14 protein-coding genes and 1 pseudogene are annotated in these 18,514 nt (G+C 65.6%); 5 read left to right on the top strand and 10 right to left on the bottom strand.

Annotated elements, in window-relative coordinates; translation table 11 throughout:
* Positions 1 to 53: 53 nt before the first annotated feature.
* From iscR to AK36_RS18645, 5 genes are all read right to left on the bottom strand, one after another.
* Positions 54 to 593: a Fe-S cluster assembly transcriptional regulator IscR gene (gene iscR, locus AK36_RS18665; protein ID WP_011885415.1), complete on the bottom strand. Its 540-nt coding sequence runs from the start codon at positions 591 to 593 to the stop codon at positions 54 to 56.
* A gap of 117 nt (positions 594 to 710) precedes the next feature.
* Positions 711 to 1,193: a low molecular weight protein-tyrosine-phosphatase gene (locus tag AK36_RS18660; RefSeq protein WP_011885416.1), complete on the bottom strand. Its 483-nt coding sequence runs from the start codon at positions 1,191 to 1,193 to the stop codon at positions 711 to 713.
* A 101-nt stretch (positions 1,194 to 1,294) separates the two neighbouring features.
* Positions 1,295 to 1,522 carry a hypothetical protein gene (locus AK36_RS18655; protein WP_011885417.1) on the bottom strand — a complete coding sequence of 76 codons (228 nt, stop codon included), beginning with the start codon at positions 1,520 to 1,522 and terminating at the stop codon, positions 1,295 to 1,297.
* 127 nt (positions 1,523 to 1,649) lie between these two features.
* A complete protein-coding gene (locus AK36_RS18650) occupies positions 1,650 to 3,062 on the bottom strand; it encodes a lactate utilization protein B (RefSeq protein ID WP_011885418.1) in 1,413 nt (470 codons plus the stop codon).
* Between the two features lie 34 nt (positions 3,063 to 3,096).
* Positions 3,097 to 3,819, bottom strand: a complete 723-nt coding sequence (locus tag AK36_RS18645) for a (Fe-S)-binding protein (RefSeq protein WP_011885419.1) — start codon at positions 3,817 to 3,819, stop codon at positions 3,097 to 3,099.
* A gap of 194 nt (positions 3,820 to 4,013) precedes the next feature.
* Between AK36_RS18645 and AK36_RS18640 the strand changes: the two genes are divergently transcribed.
* Positions 4,014 to 4,823: an IclR family transcriptional regulator gene (locus AK36_RS18640; protein ID WP_011885420.1), complete on the top strand. Its 810-nt coding sequence runs from the start codon at positions 4,014 to 4,016 to the stop codon at positions 4,821 to 4,823.
* A gap of 103 nt (positions 4,824 to 4,926) precedes the next feature.
* On the opposite strand, the gene pbpG is transcribed toward AK36_RS18640, so the two are convergent.
* Positions 4,927 to 6,078: a D-alanyl-D-alanine endopeptidase gene (pbpG, locus tag AK36_RS18635; RefSeq protein WP_011885421.1), complete on the bottom strand. Its 1,152-nt coding sequence runs from the start codon at positions 6,076 to 6,078 to the stop codon at positions 4,927 to 4,929.
* A gap of 653 nt (positions 6,079 to 6,731) precedes the next feature.
* On the opposite strand from pbpG, the gene AK36_RS18630 reads away from it, so the two are divergent.
* Complete coding sequence (locus AK36_RS18630) at positions 6,732 to 7,298, top strand: phasin family protein (RefSeq protein WP_011885423.1); 567 nt, start codon at positions 6,732 to 6,734, stop codon at positions 7,296 to 7,298.
* A 198-nt stretch (positions 7,299 to 7,496) separates the two neighbouring features.
* On the opposite strand, the gene lpdA is transcribed toward AK36_RS18630, so the two are convergent.
* The 4 genes and pseudogenes from lpdA to AK36_RS34740 all read right to left on the bottom strand — a co-directional run.
* Positions 7,497 to 9,269, bottom strand: coding sequence for a dihydrolipoyl dehydrogenase (lpdA, locus tag AK36_RS18625; RefSeq protein WP_045578953.1), 1,773 nt, complete (start codon positions 9,267 to 9,269; stop codon positions 7,497 to 7,499).
* A gap of 274 nt (positions 9,270 to 9,543) precedes the next feature.
* Positions 9,544 to 11,145, bottom strand: a complete 1,602-nt coding sequence (gene aceF / locus AK36_RS18620) for a dihydrolipoyllysine-residue acetyltransferase (RefSeq protein WP_045578952.1) — start codon at positions 11,143 to 11,145, stop codon at positions 9,544 to 9,546.
* 70 nt (positions 11,146 to 11,215) lie between these two features.
* Positions 11,216 to 13,912 (bottom strand): pyruvate dehydrogenase (acetyl-transferring), homodimeric type, encoded by a 2,697-nt coding sequence (aceE, locus tag AK36_RS18615; protein WP_011885426.1) that lies wholly within the window; start codon positions 13,910 to 13,912, stop codon positions 11,216 to 11,218.
* Positions 13,913 to 14,047: 135 nt separating this feature from the next.
* A pseudogene (locus tag AK36_RS34740) lies at positions 14,048 to 14,265 on the bottom strand (hypothetical protein); the annotation flags it as partial.
* Here AK36_RS34740 and fixL point away from each other — a divergent pair.
* The 3 genes from fixL to folD all read left to right on the top strand — a co-directional run bounded on the left by fixL (position 14,185) and on the right by folD (position 18,430).
* Positions 14,185 to 16,701: an oxygen sensor histidine kinase FixL gene (fixL, locus tag AK36_RS18610; RefSeq protein ID WP_011885427.1), complete on the top strand. Its 2,517-nt coding sequence runs from the start codon at positions 14,185 to 14,187 to the stop codon at positions 16,699 to 16,701. The pseudogene AK36_RS34740 and the gene fixL sit on opposite strands and share 81 nt — an antisense overlap.
* Positions 16,698 to 17,336, top strand: coding sequence for an oxygen response regulator transcription factor FixJ (gene fixJ / locus AK36_RS18605; RefSeq protein WP_006493245.1), 639 nt, complete (start codon positions 16,698 to 16,700; stop codon positions 17,334 to 17,336). Before fixL ends, fixJ begins: the two co-directional genes overlap by 4 nt.
* Positions 17,337 to 17,575: 239 nt before the next feature.
* On the top strand, positions 17,576 to 18,430 hold the full coding sequence (gene folD / locus AK36_RS18600) for a bifunctional methylenetetrahydrofolate dehydrogenase/methenyltetrahydrofolate cyclohydrolase FolD (RefSeq protein WP_034194560.1): 855 nt from the start codon (positions 17,576 to 17,578) through the stop codon (positions 18,428 to 18,430).
* Positions 18,431 to 18,514 lie beyond the last annotated feature (84 nt).

Raw genomic sequence — 18,514 nt, 5'->3', positions numbered from 1 at the left:
TGCAGGGACTATGTGCGTTATGGGTGTGCGGGGTGCGCGGTGGTGTACGACGCTCACGAACTCGCGATGTTGAACACCGAATTCGGGCCGAGCGGCATCGTGCGAACCGGCTCGGCCGGCGCGGCGGCCGGCTCGGGCGTACGCCGGTCACGCAGCACGGCCGGCGCGCCCTCGCGGGCGCGCTGCTGATCGACGAGATCCTGCAGCGAAACCGAATCGAGGTACTCGACCATCTTCTGGTTCAGCGTCGACCACAGCTCGTGCGTCATGCAATGACCGTCGGGCTGCTTCGAGCCGTCGCACGCGCCCTTGCCGCCGCATTGCGTCGCGTCGAGCGGTTCGTCGACCGCGATGATGATGTCGGCGACGGTGACGTCCTGCGCGCGGCGCGCGAGGTTGTAGCCGCCGCCCGGGCCGCGCACGGATTCGACGATTTCATGCCTGCGCAGCTTGCCGAACAGCTGTTCGAGATACGAGAGCGAAATCCGCTGGCGCTGGCTGATGCCTGCAAGCGTCACCGGGCCCTGCTCCTGGCGCAGTGCCAAGTCAATCATCGCCGTGACGGCGAAACGGCCTTTGGTGGTGAGTCTCATGGTGTCTAGGGGACTGCAATCTTGACGATTTTGGTCAAGTATAAATATTTGACGTTTTTAGTCAAGTATCCATGTCTTCGAAAGGGTATTCGCAGAACGCTGAATACGGGTCGCGCTTCAGCGTGCGACGTCGCGACGCAGCGTGTCGAGCAGGCCCGCGCAGGCGTGTTCGACCTGATCGAGCACCTGTTCGAAGCCGTGTGCGCCGCCGAAGTAAGGATCGGCCACTTCGGTGGCGGTCGCGCCCGGCGCGAATTCCATCAGCAGCCGCACCTTGTCGCGATGCCGGGGCGGGCAGCGCCGGCGCAGTTCCGCGAAATTGGCTTCGTCCATCGCGAGCAGCAGGTCGAACGCTTCGAAGTCGGCCGCACTCACCTGCCGCGCGCGCAACGTCGAAAGATCGTAGCCGCGCGTGCGGGCGGCCGCCTGTGCGCGCGTGTCGGGCGGCTCGCCGACGTGCCAGTCGCCGGTGCCGGCCGAATCGACCGCGATCCGATCGGCCAGCCCGGCCGCGTCGATCTGATGACGCATCACGCCTTCCGCGGTGGGCGAACGGCAGATATTGCCCAGACAAACGAAACAGATCGCAACGCGGGTCATCGCACTATCGGAAAGCCGCGGCAAGCCGCGTCGGAGAGGAACGCGCCATTATACAAAGGCGCACGAAATCGCGCCGCGGCGCAAAGCGCCGGCCGCCTGTCCTACAGCGCCTTCGGCGCGGCGAGCATCGCGTCGCCGGACGCGCCCGAGATCGGCTTCGCGGCGTCGTCGACCAGGCCTAACGACACGGCGCGCGCGAGTTCCGCCGACGCCTGATGCACGGCGAGCGGGCCCCGCGACGGTTCGTCGCTCATTGCGTGCAGATAGGCGGCCGCGGCGAGCGGAACGACGATTGCCAGCGGCCAGTACATCGATATTGTCTTTCTCATGATGCGGCTCCTTGACCTGATGTCCCGAAACCCGGTTTCGGTGACGATAAGCAAGATTCTATAGACCGCATCTATCAAGATAAATATGCGAATAGCGAACGCACTGTTGTCGCTCGATGAACAGTCCTCAGCCGAGATGGCTTTGCGACGCGGCGTACAGTTCGCGGAACGTGCGGCCGGTCGGCGTCGGCATGTCGCGGGTGTCCATCCAGCCGCCCATCATCGGCAGGCGGCGCAGCGTCCCGCCGCTGCCGCCCAGGCGCTCGAGGATGCGCACCGCGAGCTTGGTCGTCAGCGCGTACAACATCGGGCGCCGCGCGAAGAAGCCCCACGCGGCGAGCCCCGCGCGCTCGCGCCACGGCCGCAGATGGCGCTCCACCTGCTTCTCGCGCAACGTGCGCAGCAGGTGCGACAGCGGGATGCCGGCCGGGCACACGCTGTCGCATTCGCCGCACAGCGTCGCGGCCTGCGGCAGGTCGAGCGCGCGATCGATGCCGACGTAGCTCGGCGTCAGCACCGAGCCCATCGGGCCCGGATAGACCCAGCCGTACGCGTGGCCGCCGACCTTCTGGTAGACCGGACAGTGGTTCATGCACGCGCCGCAGCGGATGCAGCGCAGCATCTCCTGGAATTCGCCGCCGATCAGCCCCGTGCGGCCGCCGTCGACGAGCACCACGTAGTTGTGCTCGGGGCCGTCCTCGTCGCCGGGGCCGCGCGGGCCGGTGAGCAGCGAGAAATAGTTCGAGGTCTTCTGCCCGGTGGCCGAACGCGGCAGCAGGCGCATCGCGGTCGCGAGATCCTCGAGCGTCGGGAGCACCTTCTCGATGCCGGTCACCGCGACGTGCACGCGCGGCATCACCGTACACATCCCTTCGTTGCCTTCGTTCGTGACGACCGCGACCGAACCCGTCTCGGCGATCACGAAGTTGCCGCCCGTCACGCCCATGTCGGCCGACATGAAATGCGGACGCAGCACGTCGCGCGCCTCGCGCGTCATGTCGGTGATCTCGGTCAGCCGCTCGCGGTGATGCGTGCGCGCGAACAGGTCGGCGATCTCGTCCTTGTCCTTGTGGACGACGGGCGCGATGATGTGGCTCGGCGGCTCGTTGTCGTTGATCTGCAGGATGTATTCGCCGAGATCCGTCTCGATCGACTGCACGCCCATCTCGGCGAGCACCGCGTTCAGACGCATCTCCTCGGACACCATCGACTTCGTCTTGATGACCTTTTTGACGTCGTGCCGGCACGCGATGTCGGCGACGAGCCGCGCGGCGTCCGTGGTCGTTTCGGCGTACAGCACCGTCGTGCCGCGCCGCGTCGCCTCGCGCTCGAACGCCTCGAGCCACACGTCGAGATTCTCAAGCGCCCGGTTGCGGCGCGCCTTCAGCGCGGCGCGCGTCGCCGGGAAGTCGATCGCGGTCATCGCGTCGGCGCGTGCCGACACGAATTTCGTCGACAGCTTCTTCAGGTTCTGCTGCAGACGCTGGTCGGCGAGTTTCTGGCCGGCGCGCGCCTTGAAATGCATCGATTGGACTTGCATCGCGGGATCGGGAAAAAGTGAGCGGAACCGGGCGTCAGACGTCGCCCGCCAGCACTTGCGCGATGTGCAGCACGCGCGTGTCGCGGTCGCCGGTGCGGCGCAACCGCCCTTCGATGTTCAGCATGCAGCCGAGATCGCCGAGCACGACCGCGCCGGCGCCGGACGCGCGCACGTTCGCGCATTTTTCGTCCGCGATGGCCGCCGAAATGTCGCCGTACTTGACCGAGAACGTGCCGCCGAATCCGCAGCAGTGCTCGCAGTCCTTCATCTCGTTGATCGCCACGCCGCGCTGCGCGAGCAGCGCGCGCGGCTGCGCCTTGACGCCGAGCTCGCGCAGGCCCGAGCACGAGTCGTGATAGGTGACGGGGCCGGTGAATTCGCCGGGCGCGAGCGTGACCTTCGCGACGTTCGCGAGAAAATCGGTGAGTTCGTAGACCTTCTGCTGGAGTCGCCCGTAGCGCGCCATCAGTTCGGGATCGTCGCGGAACAGGTCGCCGTAATGCGCGCGGATCATTCCGCCGCACGAACCCGACGGCGCGACCACGTAATCGAACTGCTCGAACTCGCGCAGCGTCTTCTCCGCGAGGTCGCGCGCGAGCGCGCGGTCGCCGGAGTTGTACGCCGGCTGCCCGCAGCAGGTTTGCGCAGGCGGCACGAACACCTCGTAGCCGGCTTCGCGAATCAGTTTCAGCGCCGAAAAACCGATTTCCGGACGCATCAGATCGACCAGACAGGTCACGAACAAACCGACTCGCATACGTGCTCCTTCGAGAAAACGGGTCTCATTATCCGCCGTTTGGCCGGCAAGACCAACGCCGGCGCGCACGCCGTAACCGGCCCGCCGGAAACGAGGGGTTCCTCGAACGGCGTTCGCTTTTTTCACGATACGAGATACAATCGACGCAACCCGCTTGATGCGTCAACCGATTCTCCGCCGATTTTTCCGCCGATATGACCCAACCCACCCCGGATTCCAAAACCTCGATCCAGGTGATCGAACGGATGATGCGGCTGCTGGACGCGCTCGCCGCGCACAGCGACCCCGTCAGTCTGAAGGAACTCGCGCAACGCACGGAACTGCATCCGTCGACCGCGCACCGCATTCTCAACGACATGGTGACCTGCCGCCTCGTCGACCGCTCCGACCCCGGCACCTACCGGCTCGGCATGCGGCTGCTCGAGCTCGGCAACCTGGTGAAGGCGCGGCTGTCGGTACGCGACGCCGCGCTGATGCCGATGCGCGAGCTGCATCGCCTCACCGGCCAGACGGTGAACCTGTCGGTGCGCCAAGGCGACGAAATCGTCTACATCGAGCGCGCCTACTCGGAGCGCTCGGGGATGCAGGTGGTCCGCGCGATCGGCGGCCGCGCGCCGCTGCACCTGACGTCGGTCGGCAAGCTGTTTCTCGCCGCCGACGAAACCGCGCGCGTGCGCGCCTATGCGACGCGCACCGGGCTGTCCGGCCACACGCAGAACAGCATTACCGACATCGCGAAGCTCGAGCGCGAGCTGGCCATCGTGCGCCAGCAATCGTGCGCGCGCGACAACGAGGAGCTGGAGCTCGGCGTGCGCTGTATCGCCGCGGGCATCTACGACGACTCGGGCAAGCTGGTGGCCGGCCTGTCGCTGTCGGCTCCGGCCGATCGCCTGCAGGACGCGTGGCTCGGCCAGTTGAGCCGCACCGCGCTGACGATCTCCGAGGCGCTCGGCTACCGCCCGGCGCCCGCGAAAGAGACGGAAGGACTGCAGCGGCAGGCGTAACCCGCGCCGCGCCGACGGCTGCAACGAAAAAGCCCCGCGATTGCATCGCGGGGCTTTTTCGTTGTTGGGACATCGGTGCGGCGGGCTGGCCGCCGCAGCGCGATCAGGTGCCGCCGTTCGGCGTATTGGCTGCCGTGAGTCGCTCGCCGCCGCCGGCGTCGAGCCAGTTGCGCAGGCGCGACGCGTCGGCAAAGCGCGAATACTTGCCGAACGAATCGAGCAGCACCATCACCATCGGGCGGCCGTGGATCGTCGCCTGCATCACCAGACACTCGCCGGCTTCGTTGATGAAGCCCGTCTTCTGCAGGCCGATGTCCCACGAGCCATTGCCGCGAATCAGCGCGTTCGTGCTGTTGTAGACCAGCGTGCGCTTGCCGGTGTTCACGTCGTACGTACGGTCGGTCGAAAACTGGCGGATCAGCGGATACTGGTATGCGGCGTTGACCATCTTGACGAGGTCGCGCGCGCTCGACACGTTCGAGCTCGACAGGCCCGTCGAATTCTCGAAGTGCGTGTCGTTCATGCCGAGCGACTTCGCCTTCGCGTTCATCGCCGCGATGAACGCCGGGCGGCCGCCCGGGTAATAGCGCGACAGCGCCGCGGCGGCACGGTTCTCCGATGCCATCAGCGCGATGTGCAGCATGTCCTCGCGCGACAGGACCGAGCCGACCGACAGGCGCGAGCCCGTGCCCTTCTCGTAGTCGCGGTCTTCGTCGGTGACCTCGATCTGGTCGGTCATCGGCGCCTTCGAGTCGAGCACGACCATCGCGGTCATCAGCTTCGAGATCGACGCGATCGGCACGACGGCGTGCGAATTCTTGTCGAACAGCGGCTCGCCGGTGTTCTGGTCGACGACGTACGCGACGCTCGAGCGCAGCGCGAGGGCGTCCGGCGTGTCGTGCAGGCCGAACGCCTGACCGACCGTCGGGCGGCGCGGCTGGAACGCGACCTTGCGCACCGCGCCGTGATGGCCGCGCACGTTGGCCGCGAGCGTCGCCCGCTTGCGCGTGGCGCGCGGCGCTTCGGCCGATGCGACGTTCGCGGATTTGGCGGAGGCGGCCTTCACCGTCTTCTTCTTCGCGGACGAAGCGGAAGCGGCTTTCTTGGCGGCCTGGTGGGTCTTCGCAGTGGCGGCGACGGCGTCAGCGGGCGCGACGGTCGCGGCAGTCGCGAGCAACGCGACGGCGACCGACACAGCCGTGCCGAGCGTCATGCTCTGCAACAATCTGCGCGGTGAAAACGATTCGGCTTTCATTGGGGTCTGGACAAAGCGGGCGGGAGGTTTCCGCAAGTGTAGTTAAAGCTGAAAAAAAGAGCAATATTAGGCACTTACCGATCGTCTTTAAACCGGAATGTAAGGGTCGACCATGATGCGTCGATCGATCCTCCCGCCCCCATCGAAAAATTTCATGGGCCGCGCTGCCCGACAGTACCCGCCTCCCGATAACCACACGGTTAATTGAGATAACGTCACTTTGGCGACAAATTAAAGCGGGGAAAGTACGGATCCGGCGCTCGGCGGGCCAATGGCATCGGTTTCAACCACGGCGGCGGCACGTCGCCATGGTACGCATCGAAACGACGCGCTTTTCGACCGGAACAGAAGCATAACGTTCCAGGTGCCTGTCAGGTTTACCTGTGCTTGCCGATGGTGCACTGCGCGCTGCCGGGGCAGGCCGCGCAACATGTGGGATTGCGACTGAAATCGGTTCCGGACGGGCGAGTTAACTCGTTGTTTTATAGATAATTTGTCCCCATTGTGCAATGCACAAAAAGTGCTTGACAAGACTTTTCTGTGCCCTAAAATAGGACTCATTGTTGCGTTGCACAAAGCACGTCAACACGAAGTTCCCCGTCGTAGTGCCCTTTATCCCTGCGATCGACGCGATCGCTTTTCAGGAGCTTGACATGTCCTTGCTGACCCCCGAGCAAATCGCCGCCGCACAGAAAGCCAATCTCGAAAGCCTGTTCGGTCTGACGACCAAGGCGTTCGAAGGCGTCGAAAAGCTGATCGAACTGAACCTGCAGGTCGTGAAGTCGACGCTGACGGAAAGCCAGGAAAACGCACAGCGCCTGCTGTCGGTTAAGGACGCGCAGGAGCTGATCGCGCTGCAGGCAAGCCTGTCGCAGCCGGTTGCCGAGAAGGTGCTGTCGTACAGCCGTCACCTGTATGAAATCGCGTCGGCTACGCAAGCCGAGTTCGCGAAGGTTGCCGAAGCGCAATTCGACGAGCAGAACAAGAAGGTCCAGGCGCTCGTCGACAACGTCGCGAAGAACGCGCCGGCCGGTTCGGAAACCGCAGTTGCCGCGCTGAAGTCGGCGCTGAACGCAGCGAACACCACGTACGAAACGGTCCAGAAGGCTGCGAAGCAAGCCGTCGAGATCGCCGAGACGAACTTCAACGCCGCGGCTGCAGTCGCGACGAAGGCTGCGACCGCCGCCGCATCGCGCCGTTCGAGCAAGCCGGCCGCGTAAGCGTCAGCTGCTCCGGGAAAGGCCGCGCACTGCGCGGCCTTTTTCATTTTCGGCAGCGGATTCGCGCGTGTGCCCGCATTCGGCGTTGGCGTGACGCTGCCCACGCACAAGACAGAACAAAACAAAACGCCGCCGCCCGGTACAACCGGACGGCGGCGTTTTTTCGCGACCGGCGCGAGGCCGGCCGTTGAAGCTGCGTTACTTCTTGCGTTGCGGCGGCAAGTCCGTGCAGACGCCTTCATACAATTCGGCGGCCATGCCGACCGATTCGCCGAGCGTCGGGTGCGGGTGAACCGTCTTGCCGATGTCTTCCGCGTCCGCGCCCATTTCGACCGCGAGACACACTTCGCTGATCAGGTCGCCCGCGTTCAGGCCGACGATGCCGCCGCCGATCACGCGGTGGGTTTCCTCGTCGAAGATCAGCTTCGTGAAGCCTTCGTCGCGGCCGTTCGCGATCGCGCGGCCCGATGCGGCCCACGGGAACACCGCCTTGCCGTACTTGATGCCTTCGGCCTTGCACTGATCTTCCGTCTTGCCGGCCCATGCCACTTCCGGATCGGTGTATGCCACCGACGGAATCTGCAGCGCGTCGAAGTACGCCTTTTCGCCGTGCGCGGCTTCGGCTGCGACGTGGCCTTCATGCACGGCCTTGTGCGCGAGCATCGGCTGCCCGACGATATCGCCGATCGCGAAGATGTGCGGCACGTTCGTGCGCATCTGCTTGTCGACGTCGATGAAGCCGCGCTCGGTGACCGCGACGCCCGCCTTGTCCGCGCCGATCTTCTTGCCGTTCGGGCTGCGGCCCACTGCGACGAGCACGAGGTCGTAGCGTTGCGCTTCCGCGGGCGCCTTCTCGCCTTCGAACTTCACGTAGATGCCGTCTTCCTTCGCTTCCGCGCCCACCGTCTTGGTCTTCAGCATCACGTTGCCGAAGCGCTTCGCGTTGAACTTTTCCCAGACCTTCACGAGATCGCGGTCGGCGCCCATCATCAGGCCGTCCATCATTTCGACGACGTCGATCTCGGCGCCGAGCGTCGAGTACACCGTCGCCATTTCGAGGCCGATGATGCCGCCGCCGATCACGAGCATCCGCTTCGGCAGCTGGCGCAGCTCGAGTGCACCGGTCGAATCGACGACGCGCGGGTCTTCCGGCATGAAGGGCAGCTTCACCGCCTGCGAGCCGGCGGCGATGATGGCCTGCTTGAACTTGACGATCTTCTTGCCGTTGTCGCCCTGCACTTCCATGTGGAACGGGTCGACGAATGCGCCGATGCCGGTCACGACTTCGACCTTGCGCGCCTTCGCCATGCCGGCGAGGCCGGTGGTCAGTTTCTTGACGACGCCGCCCTTGAAGTCGCGCAGCTTGTCGAGGTCGACCTGGGGCTTGCCGAACGTGATGCCGTGCGACGCGAGCGCTGCGGCTTCCTCGACGACGAGCGCCGTGTGCAGCAGTGCTTTCGACGGGATGCAGCCGACGTTCAGGCATACGCCGCCGAGTGTCGAATAGCGTTCGACGAGCACCGTCTTCATGCCGAGGTCGGCGGCGCGGAACGCGGCCGAGTAGCCGCCGGGGCCGGCGCCGAGCACGAGCATGTCGCATTCGATGTCGGCTGAGCCGCCGTAGCTGCCGGCTTGCGGCGCGGGTGCCGGGGCGGCTGCGGCCGGAGCCGGTGCAGCCGCTGCGGGCTTCGGCGCGTCGGGTGCTTTCGCGGGTGCCGGCGCGGCTGCGCCTGTCGATGCTTCGACGAGTGCGATCACGGTGCCTTGCGAGACTTTGTCGCCGGCTTTGACTTTGATTTCCTTGACGGTGCCGGCGATGTCGCTGGGCACTTCCATGGATGCCTTATCGGATTCGAGCGTGATGAGCGTTTGCTCTTTTTCGATCACGTCGCCGGGTTTGATGTTGACTTCGATGACATCGACGCCGTTGAAATCGCCGATATCTGGAACTTTGACTTCGATGAGACTCATGTACGTCCCCTTCTTGTTGGCTACGGAGAGAGGGAATGGAAACTCGCGCGACGAACCGGCCACGGCCTGACAAGAGAACGCGAACCTGGGCAGAACCACCTTTGCTGTCCGCCCAAGGACGCGCCTTTCTTTTGGTTACTTTTCTTTGGAAGACAAAGAAAAGTGACCGCCGCCCCGCGCAGGGGCGACGCCAGCAGACCGTATGCAAAACAGGTTCAACGACAGTAAGAGGCGCACCGACAAAAACGCACGCCCCCGCGAGCCCCTCTTCTCATCAAAGAATGATGCGACGGAAATCCGCGAGCAACGCGCCGAGATACGCATTGAACCGCGCGGCTTCGGCGCCATCGATCACGCGATGGTCGTACGACAGGGAAAGCGGCAACGTCAACCGCGGCACGAACTGCTTGCCGTCCCACACCGGCTTCATCTGCCCGCGCGACAACCCGAGGATCGCCACTTCCGGCGCGTTGATGATCGGCGTGAAGTGCGTGCCGCCGATCCCGCCGAGCGACGAGATCGAGAAGCAGCCGCCCTGCATCTGGTCGGGCTTGAGCTTGCCGTCGCGCGCGGCCTTCGACAGCTCGGCCATTTCCTTCGCGATGTCGACGAGGCCCTTCTTGTCCGCATCGCGGATCACCGGCACGACGAGACCGTTGGGCGTGTCGGCCGCGAACCCGATGTGGTAGTACTGCTTGAACACCAGGTTGTCGCCGTCGAGGCTCGCGTTGAAGGTCGGGAATTTCTTCAGCGCGGCCACCACCGCCTTGATCACGAACGCGAGCATCGTGAACTTCACGCCCGCCTTCTCGTGCTCCTTGTTCAGCTGCACGCGCAGCGCTTCGAGCTCGGTGATGTCCGCTTCGTCGTTGTTCGTGACGTGCGGGATCATCACCCAGTTGCGATGCAGGTTCGCGCCCGAGATCTTCTTGATGCGCGACAGCGGCTTCGCCTCGAACGGGCCGAACTTCGCGAAGTCGACCTTCGGCCACGGCAGCAGATTCAGCTCGCCGCCGCCTGCCGGCGCGGCTGCCGCGCCCGGCGCCGCGCGCTGGCCCGACATCACGCCCTTCACGAAGCCCGTGATGTCGTCCTTGGTGATGCGCCCCTTCGGGCCGCTGCCCGGCACGCGCGCGACGTCGACGCCGAGCTCGCGCGCGAACTTGCGCACCGACGGCGACGCGTGGCTCGCGCGGTATTCGCCCGACGGGGCGGCAGCCGGCGCAGCAGCGGCCGGTGCCGATGCTGCCGGTGCGGGCGCAGGCGCTGCCGCCGGTGCCGGTGCAGCGGCGGCCGGAGCCGGCGCGCTCGCCGGCGCAACGGCCGGTGCAGCCGCACCTGCCGCTTCGAGCAGCACGATCAGCGTGCCTTCCGACACCGCATCGCCGACCTTGACCTTGATGTCCTTCACGACGCCGGCGGCCGGGCTCGGCACGTCCATCGTCGCCTTGTCCGACTCGAGCGTGACGAGCGACTGCTCTTTCTCGACGGTGTCGCCGATCTTCACGCCGATCTCGATCACCGGGACGTCCTTGTAGTCGCCGATGTCGGGCACCTTCACTTCGAGCGTACCGCCCGACGCAGCCGGCGCTGCGGCAGCGGCCGCTGCCGCGGCGCCGTTCGCCTGCGCGGCCGCGCCGCCTTCGAGAAGGATGATCAGCGTGCCTTCCGACACGGCGTCGCCGACCTTGACCTTCACTTCCTTGACCGTGCCGGCGGCCGGGCTCGGCACGTCCATCGTCGCCTTGTCCGACTCGAGCGTGACGAGCGACTGCTCGGGCTCGACCGTGTCGCCCACCTTGACGAGCACCTCGATGACGGGCACGTCCTTGTAATCGCCGATATCCGGCACCTTCACTTCGATCGCTTGACTCATCTTTTTGTGTCTCCATGGCCGCGCGCGCCCCTCCCGGAAGCGGCGCGCGGCGTCACACGACGCGTGTGCGTTAAACGGTCATCGGGTTGGGCTTCGACGGATCGAGGTTGTACTTGGCGATCGCGTCCGCGACCACCTTGCGCTCGATCGTGCCTTCGTCGGCAAGCGCGTTCAGCGCTGCGACGGCGACCCAGTAACGGTCGACTTCGAAGAAGTGACGCAGCTTCGCGCGGGTGTCCGAACGACCGAAGCCGTCGGTGCCCAGCACGACGAAGCGGCGATCGATCTGGCCGCGGATCTGGTCGACCAGCGCGCGCACGTAGTCGGTCGACGCGATGACCGGACCCTGCGTGTCCTTCAGGCACTTCTGCACGTGCGACAGGCGACGCTCCTCGGTCGGATGGAGCAGGTTCCAGCGCTCGACGTCGTGACCTTCACGCGCGAGTTCGGTGAAGCTCGGCACGCTCCACAGGTCGGCCGCGACGCCCCAGTCGTTCTTCAGCAGATCGGCGGCGGCGATCACTTCGTTGAAGATCGTGCCCGCGCCGAGCAGCTGCACGCGCGGCGCCTTCTTGTCGGCCTCGGCCTTGCGGAACGCGTACATGCCCTTGATGATGTCGGCCGCCACGTGCTCGCCCTGCGGAATCGCCGGGTGCTCGTAGTTCTCGTTCATCACCGTGACGTAGTAGTACACGTCTTCCTGTTCCTGCACCATGCGGCGCAGGCCGTCCTGGATGATCACCGCGAGTTCGTAGCCGAACGTCGGGTCGTAGCTCACGCAGTTCGGCACCGATGCGGCCCACAGCAGCGAGTGGCCGTCTTCGTGCTGCAGCCCTTCGCCGTTCAGCGTCGTGCGCCCGGCCGTGCCGCCGAGCAGGAAGCCGCGCGAGCGCATGTCGCCGGCCGCCCAGGCCAGATCGCCGATCCGCTGGAAGCCGAACATCGAATAGAAGATGTAGAACGGCACCATGATCTCGCCGTGCGTCGAATACGACGTCGCCGCCGCGATCCAGTCGCACATGCCGCCCGCTTCGTTGATGCCTTCCTGCAGGATCTGGCCGGTCTTCGATTCCTTGTAGAACATCAGCTGGTCGGAATCTTCCGGCACGTACTTCTGGCCGTCCTGGTTCCAGATGCCGATCTGGCGGAACAGCCCTTCCATGCCGAACGTACGCGACTCGTCCGGGACGATCGGCACGACGCGCTTGCCGAGCGCCTTGTCCTTCAGCAGGATGTTCAGGATCCGCACGAACGCCATCGTCGTCGAGATCTCGCGGCCCTCGCCCGTGCCCTTGAGCAGCGGCTCGAACGCGTCGAGCGCCGGCACCGGCAGCGACGTCGCCTTCTGGCGGCGGTGCGGCAGATAGCCGCCGAGCTCCATGCGCTTCTGGCGCATGTATTCGAGTTCCTTCGAGCCTTCCTCGAACTTGATGTACGGCACGTCGGCGATCTGCTCGTCGGTGATCGGCAGGCGGAACTGATCGCGGAACTTCTTCAGTTGCTCGACCGGCAGCTTCTTCTGCTGGTGCGTGATGTTCATCGCCTGGCCCGACTCGCCCATCCCGTAGCCCTTGATGGTCTTCGCGAGGATGACGGTCGGCGCGCCCTGCGAGTTGCTCGCCTCGTGGAACGCCGCGTAGATCTTGTGCGGATCGTGACCGCCGCGGTTCAGCGCCCAGATGTCGTCGTCCGACCAGTCGGCGACGAGCGCCTTCAGCTCGGGCGTGTTGAAGAAGTGCTCGCGCACGTAGGCGCCCGACTCCGACTTGTACGTCTGGTATTCGCCGTCGACCGCTTCCATCATGCGGCGCATCAGCGCGCCCGTCTTGTCGCGCGCGAACAGCGCATCCCAGCGGCTGCCCCAGATCACCTTGATCACGTTCCAGCCGGCGCCGCGGAACTCCGATTCGAGCTCCTGGATGATCTTGCCGTTGCCACGCACCGGGCCGTCGAGGCGCTGCAGGTTGCAGTTGATCACGAACACGAGGTTGTCGAGCTTTTCGCGGCTCGCCATGCCGATTGCGCCGAGCGATTCCGGCTCGTCCGTCTCGCCGTCGCCGAGGAACGCCCAGACCTTGCGGCCGGCCGTCTGCGCGATGCCGCGCGATTCCAGGTACTTCATGAAGCGGGCCTGGTAGATCGCCATGATCGGGCCGAGGCCCATCGACACCGTCGGGAACTGCCAGAAGTCGGGCATCAGCCACGGGTGCGGGTACGACGAGATGCCGTTGCCGTCGACTTCCTGACGGAAGTTGTCGAGCTGTTCTTCCGACAGGCGGCCGAGCAGGAACGCGCGCGAGTATACGCCGGGCGACGAGTGGCCCTGGACGAACACGAGATCGCCGCCGTGCTGGTCGGACGCCGCGTGCCAGAAGTGGTTGTAGCCGACGTCATAGAGGGTCGCGGCCGATGCGAACGACGCGATGTGGCCGCCGACGTTCGTGTCCTTGCCTGCGCGCAGCACCATCGCCAGCGCGTTCCAGCGCGTGTACGAACGGATGCGGTGCTCGATGTCCTGGTCGCCCGGAATCTTCGCCTGGGCTTCGACCGGAATCGTGTTGATGTACGGGGTGTTCGCGGAGAACGGCAGGTGTTCGCCGTGCATGCGCGCGAATTCGATCTGCTTTTCGATCAGGTAGTGCGCGCGGCCGGTGCCCACGGAGGAGATCACGCCGTCGAGCGACTCGAGCCATTCGACGGTTTCTTGCGGATCGTCGTCACGCTCGGCGGCGACGTATTTCATCACTTCGTTCGGTACAGCGGACATTCTCGTCTCCTGGGTCCTGGAATGTGAGGATCGCTCTCGTGCAGACGACGCGTCGCGGCCGGCTGCGGGCAAGCTCGACGGATTGTAATGAGCGCCTACGGCCGCGCGCAACAAAATTTTCGAATTGTGAGATCTTTTCTCGTAATGCGGAATATTGTTGCGGCGCACCCATGCGTCGGGGCTCGGCGGCACGCGCGGCGCGCACAAATTCGTTTCCGCTCAACATATCCGGTATGGGTTTTCCATGTATTGCGCTGCGCTACAATCCTGCCATGTTGACCGATCGGCTTTTCGCACGCTCGGCGCGACCGTCGGGCCCGCCGGCGGAGTCGCAGCCGTCCCGCTGGCACCACGGACCGTGGTGGTCGAACTCCTATCTGCTGACGCCGCTGCTGTCGATCCTCGTGTTCCTCGTGGTGATGAGCCTGATTTTATGGAGCCTCAATCGCCGCGAACAGCAGCAGCAGGAAGACACGCTGTTCCGTAACGTCGCGTGGGCGCAGCAGCAGATCCGCCTGTCGATGACGGGCGCGCAGGAGCAGTTGCAGGCGCTGTCGCGCGATCTCGCATCCGGCCGCCTCGACCAGAACGCCTTCCAGATGGCCGTCGCGGACGTGATGCAGACCCATCCGGAAATCCTCTATCTGAACTGGTACACGGCGCCCGGCGTGCAGCGCTGGCCGACCGTGCATCCGCCGCTGCTCGGCCAGCGGCTCGCGAAGCCCGGCGACGCGCAGATGGAAGACGCCGTGCGCGGCGCCTACGACGAAGCGCGCAGCACGCGCCGCCAGGCCTATTCGCCGCTGATCTACGACGACTTCGGCAACGGCTTCATCACGCTGCAGACGCCCGTGATGCGCGGCGATCGCGAATACCTCGGCTCGATCGCCGCGGTGTTCTCGGTCGAAGGGATCCTGAAGCACGACATCCCGCAGGAGCTGTCGTCGAAGTACAAGATCTCGATCACCGACTCGAACAATCGCGAGCTGTCGTCGACGTCGACGCGCCCGCGCCTGCCGCGCGACTCCCACTACGACCTGCCGCTCGACCCGCCCGGCCAGGGGCTGACCGTGCGCGTGTACGCGTTCCCGCAGCTGACGAACCTCACCAACAACACGCTCGTGTGGCTCGTGGCCGGCCTGTCGTGCTTCGTGCTGTGGAGCCTCTGGAGCCTGTGGAAGCACACGCGGCAGCGCTTCGAGGCGCAGCAGGCGCTGTACGCGGAAGCGTTCTTCCGCCGCGCGATGGAGAACTCGGTGCTGATCGGCATGCGCGTGCTCGACATGCACGGCCGCATCACCCACGTGAACCCGGCGTTCTGCCGGATGACCGGCTGGGATGAAAGCGATCTGGTCGGCAAGGTCGCGCCGTTCCCGTACTGGCCGCGCGACGCCTACCCGGAAATGCAGCGCCAGCTCGACATGACGCTGCGCGGCAAGGCGCCGAGCTCGGGCTTCGAGCTGCGCGTGCGGCGCAAGAACGGCACGCTGTTCCATGCGCGCCTGTACGTGTCGCCGCTGATCGACAGCTCGGGCCGGCAGACCGGCTGGATGTCGTCGATGACCGACATCACCGAGCCGAAGCGCGCACGCGAGGAGCTCGCGGCCGCGCACGAACGCTTCACGACGGTGCTCGAAAGCCTCGACGCCGCCGTGTCGGTGCTGGCCGCGGACGAGGCCGAGCTGCTGTTCGCGAACCGCTACTACCGCCACCTGTTCGGCATTCGCCCGGACGGCCATCTCGAGCTGTCGGGCGGCGGCTTCGATCGCGCGCAGGCATCGTCCGACTCGATCGACATGGTCGACGCCTTCGCCGGCCTGCCGGCCGCCGCGCTGACCAACAGCACGGCCGACGCGCAGGAGGTCTACGTCGAGAGCATCCAGAAGTGGTTCGAGGTGCGCCGCCAATACATCCAGTGGGTCGACGGCCACCTCGCGCAGATGCAGATCGCGACCGACATCACGACCCGCAAGAAGGCGCAGGAACTCGCGCACCAGCAGGAAGAGAAACTGCAGTTCACGAGCCGATTGATGACGATGGGCGAAATGGCGTCGTCGATTGCTCACGAATTGAATCAGCCGCTCGCCGCGATCAACAACTATTGCTCGGGCACGCTCGCGCTCGTGAAGAGCGGCCGCAGCACGCCCGAGACGCTGCAGCCGGCGCTCGAGAAGACCGCGCAGCAGGCATTGCGCGCGGGGATGATCGTCAAGCGGATTCGCGAATTCGTGAAGCGCAGCGAGCCGAAGCGCCAGCCGGCGCGCGTCGCGGACATCGTCGCCGATGCGGTCGGGCTCGCCGAAATCGAGGCCAGGAAGCGCAGGATCCGGATCGTCACGGAAATCCTCGCAAGAATGCCTATTATTTATGTCGACCCCGTGCTGATCGAGCAGGTGCTCGTGAACCTGATGAAGAACGCGGCCGAGGCGATGGCCGACGTGAAGCCGGCGTCGGCGGACGGCGTGATTCGCGTCGTCGCCGACATCGACGCGGGCTTCGTCGACATCCGCGTGATCGATCAGGGCCCGGGCGTCGACGAAGCGACCGCCGAGCGCCTGTTCGAACCGTTTTACAGCACCAAGTCCGACGGCATGGGCATGGGGCTGAACATCTGCCGTTCGATCATCGAATCGCATCGGGGGCGTCTGTGGGTGGTCAACAATGTCGAACCGGACGGCCGCATTTCCGGCGCGACATTCCACTGCAGCCTGCCCATTGGGGAACCCGCTGATCTCGCCCAAGGGGGGCGCGAGTCATCGGCATCACATACCGTCACGGGAGAACTATGAATAGCCCTGTTACCACCACTCAGGAAACCGTCTTCGTCGTCGACGACGACGAGGCCGTACGGGACTCGTTGCGCTGGCTGCTGGAGGCGAACGGCTATCGCGTGCAGTGCTTCTCGAGCGCCGAGCAGTTCCTCGATGCATACCAGCCGGCGCAGCAGGCCGGCCAGATCGCATGCCTGATCCTCGACGTGCGGATGTCGGGCATGAGCGGCCTCGAGTTGCAGGAACGCCTGATCGCCGACAACGCCGCGCTGCCGATCATTTTCGTCACCGGTCACGGCGACGTGCCGATGGCCGTCTCGACGATGAAAAAGGGTGCGATGGACTTTATCGAGAAACCGTTCGACGAAGCCGAGCTGCGCAAGCTCGTCGAGCGGATGCTCGACAAGGCCCGAAGCGAAAGCAAGAGCGTGCAGGAACAGCGTGCCGCGAGCGAGCGCCTGTCGAAGCTGACGGCGCGCGAGCAGCAGGTGCTCGAGCGGATCATCGCCGGCCGCCTGAACAAGCAGATCGCCGACGATCTCGGCATCAGCATCAAGACGGTCGAAGCGCACCGCGCGAACATCATGGAGAAGCTCAACGTCAACACCGTGGCCGATCTGCTGCGCCTCGCGCTGTCGAAGAAGCAGGCCTGACGTTGCGCACGGCCGTCGGGCGCCCGCCCGGCCGCCTCGCCGTTCCCTCGCGCCGCGCGCTGCGCCCCACTCGCGCGGCACGGCCGGGCGCCTCCTCCCGGGGCGCCGGCCCCGCCGTCATGACGCTTTCCTTGTATTCACTGTCGGACGACGGCAGGCGAACGGTATAATTGCGTGCTTTGCTGCGGCGCTTCGCGCGCCGCACGACCGCATTCCAACTTCCCGGCAGGACCACCACCATGACAGCCCTCCTCATCGACGGCAACGCCCTCTCGAAGACCTTGCGCGCGCAGGCCGCCGAACGCGCCGCCGCCCTGACCGCACGCGGCCACCAGCCCGGTCTCGCGGTGATCCTCGTCGGCGCGAACCCGGCGAGCGAAGTCTACGTGCGCAACAAGATCAAGGCGTGCGAGGACAACGGCTTCTTCTCGCTGAAGGATGCCTACCCGGACACGCTGTCGGAGGCCGACCTGCTCGCGCGCATCGACGAGCTGAACCGCGACCCGAAGATCCACGGGATCCTCGTGCAGCTGCCGCTGCCCGCGCATATCGACAGCCACAAGGTGATCGAGGCGATTGCGCCGGAGAAGGACGTCGACGGCTTTCACGTCGCGAACGCCGGCGCGCTGATGACCGGCAAGCCGCTGTTCCGCCCGTGCACGCCGTATGGCGTGATGAAGATGTTCGAGGCGCACGACATCCCGCTGCAAGGCGCGAACGCGGTCGTGATCGGCCGCTCGAACATCGTCGGCAAACCGATGGCGATGCTGCTGCTCGAAGCCGGCGCAACGGTGACGATCTGCCACAGCAAGACGCGTGACCTCGCCGCGCACACGCGGCAGGCCGACATCGTCGTCGCCGCGGTCGGCAAGCGCAACATCCTGACGGCCGACATGGTCAAGCCGGGCGCGACGGTGATCGACGTCGGCATGAACCGCGACGACGCAGGCAAGCTGTGCGGCGACGTCGACTTCGCCGGCGTGAAGGACGTGGCCGGCCACATCACGCCGGTGCCGGGCGGCGTCGGCCCGATGACCATCACGATGCTGCTGATCAACACGATCGAAGCCGCGGAGCGCACAGCCGCAGCCTGAGCGCCGCGCGCTCGCGCCCGCCCCTTCTGCCGACGCGCATTCGCGCGCCGGCATCTCCCCGGCCGCGGCCATGCCCGCGGCCGT

It is taken from the genome of Burkholderia vietnamiensis LMG 10929 (assembly GCF_000959445.1).
Classification (GTDB): domain Bacteria; phylum Pseudomonadota; class Gammaproteobacteria; order Burkholderiales; family Burkholderiaceae; genus Burkholderia; species Burkholderia vietnamiensis.
This window is presented reverse-complemented; position numbering and strand designations above follow the sequence as displayed.

What these genes read in the sequence shown, in the direction of transcription:
- AK36_RS18655 (WP_011885417.1), bottom strand. Translation starts at nt 1,522, where the DNA reads ATGAGAAAGACAATATCGATGTACTGGCCGCTGGCAATCGTCGTTCCG.
- AK36_RS18630 (WP_011885423.1), top strand. Translation starts at nt 6,732, where the DNA reads ATGTCCTTGCTGACCCCCGAGCAAATCGCCGCCGCACAGAAAGCCAAT.
- lpdA (WP_045578953.1), bottom strand. Translation starts at nt 9,269, where the DNA reads ATGAGTCTCATCGAAGTCAAAGTTCCAGATATCGGCGATTTCAACGGC.
- folD (WP_034194560.1), top strand. Translation starts at nt 17,576, where the DNA reads ATGACAGCCCTCCTCATCGACGGCAACGCCCTCTCGAAGACCTTGCGC.
- AK36_RS18640 (WP_011885420.1), top strand. Translation starts at nt 4,014, where the DNA reads ATGACCCAACCCACCCCGGATTCCAAAACCTCGATCCAGGTGATCGAA.
- AK36_RS18645 (WP_011885419.1), bottom strand. Translation starts at nt 3,819, where the DNA reads ATGCGAGTCGGTTTGTTCGTGACCTGTCTGGTCGATCTGATGCGTCCG.
- iscR (WP_011885415.1), bottom strand. Translation starts at nt 593, where the DNA reads ATGAGACTCACCACCAAAGGCCGTTTCGCCGTCACGGCGATGATTGAC.
- AK36_RS18650 (WP_011885418.1), bottom strand. Translation starts at nt 3,062, where the DNA reads ATGCAAGTCCAATCGATGCATTTCAAGGCGCGCGCCGGCCAGAAACTC.
- fixL (WP_011885427.1), top strand. Translation starts at nt 14,185, where the DNA reads ATGTTGACCGATCGGCTTTTCGCACGCTCGGCGCGACCGTCGGGCCCG.
- aceF (WP_045578952.1), bottom strand. Translation starts at nt 11,145, where the DNA reads ATGAGTCAAGCGATCGAAGTGAAGGTGCCGGATATCGGCGATTACAAG.
- aceE (WP_011885426.1), bottom strand. Translation starts at nt 13,912, where the DNA reads ATGTCCGCTGTACCGAACGAAGTGATGAAATACGTCGCCGCCGAGCGT.
- pbpG (WP_011885421.1), bottom strand. Translation starts at nt 6,078, where the DNA reads ATGAAAGCCGAATCGTTTTCACCGCGCAGATTGTTGCAGAGCATGACG.
- AK36_RS18660 (WP_011885416.1), bottom strand. Translation starts at nt 1,193, where the DNA reads ATGACCCGCGTTGCGATCTGTTTCGTTTGTCTGGGCAATATCTGCCGT.
- fixJ (WP_006493245.1), top strand. Translation starts at nt 16,698, where the DNA reads ATGAATAGCCCTGTTACCACCACTCAGGAAACCGTCTTCGTCGTCGAC.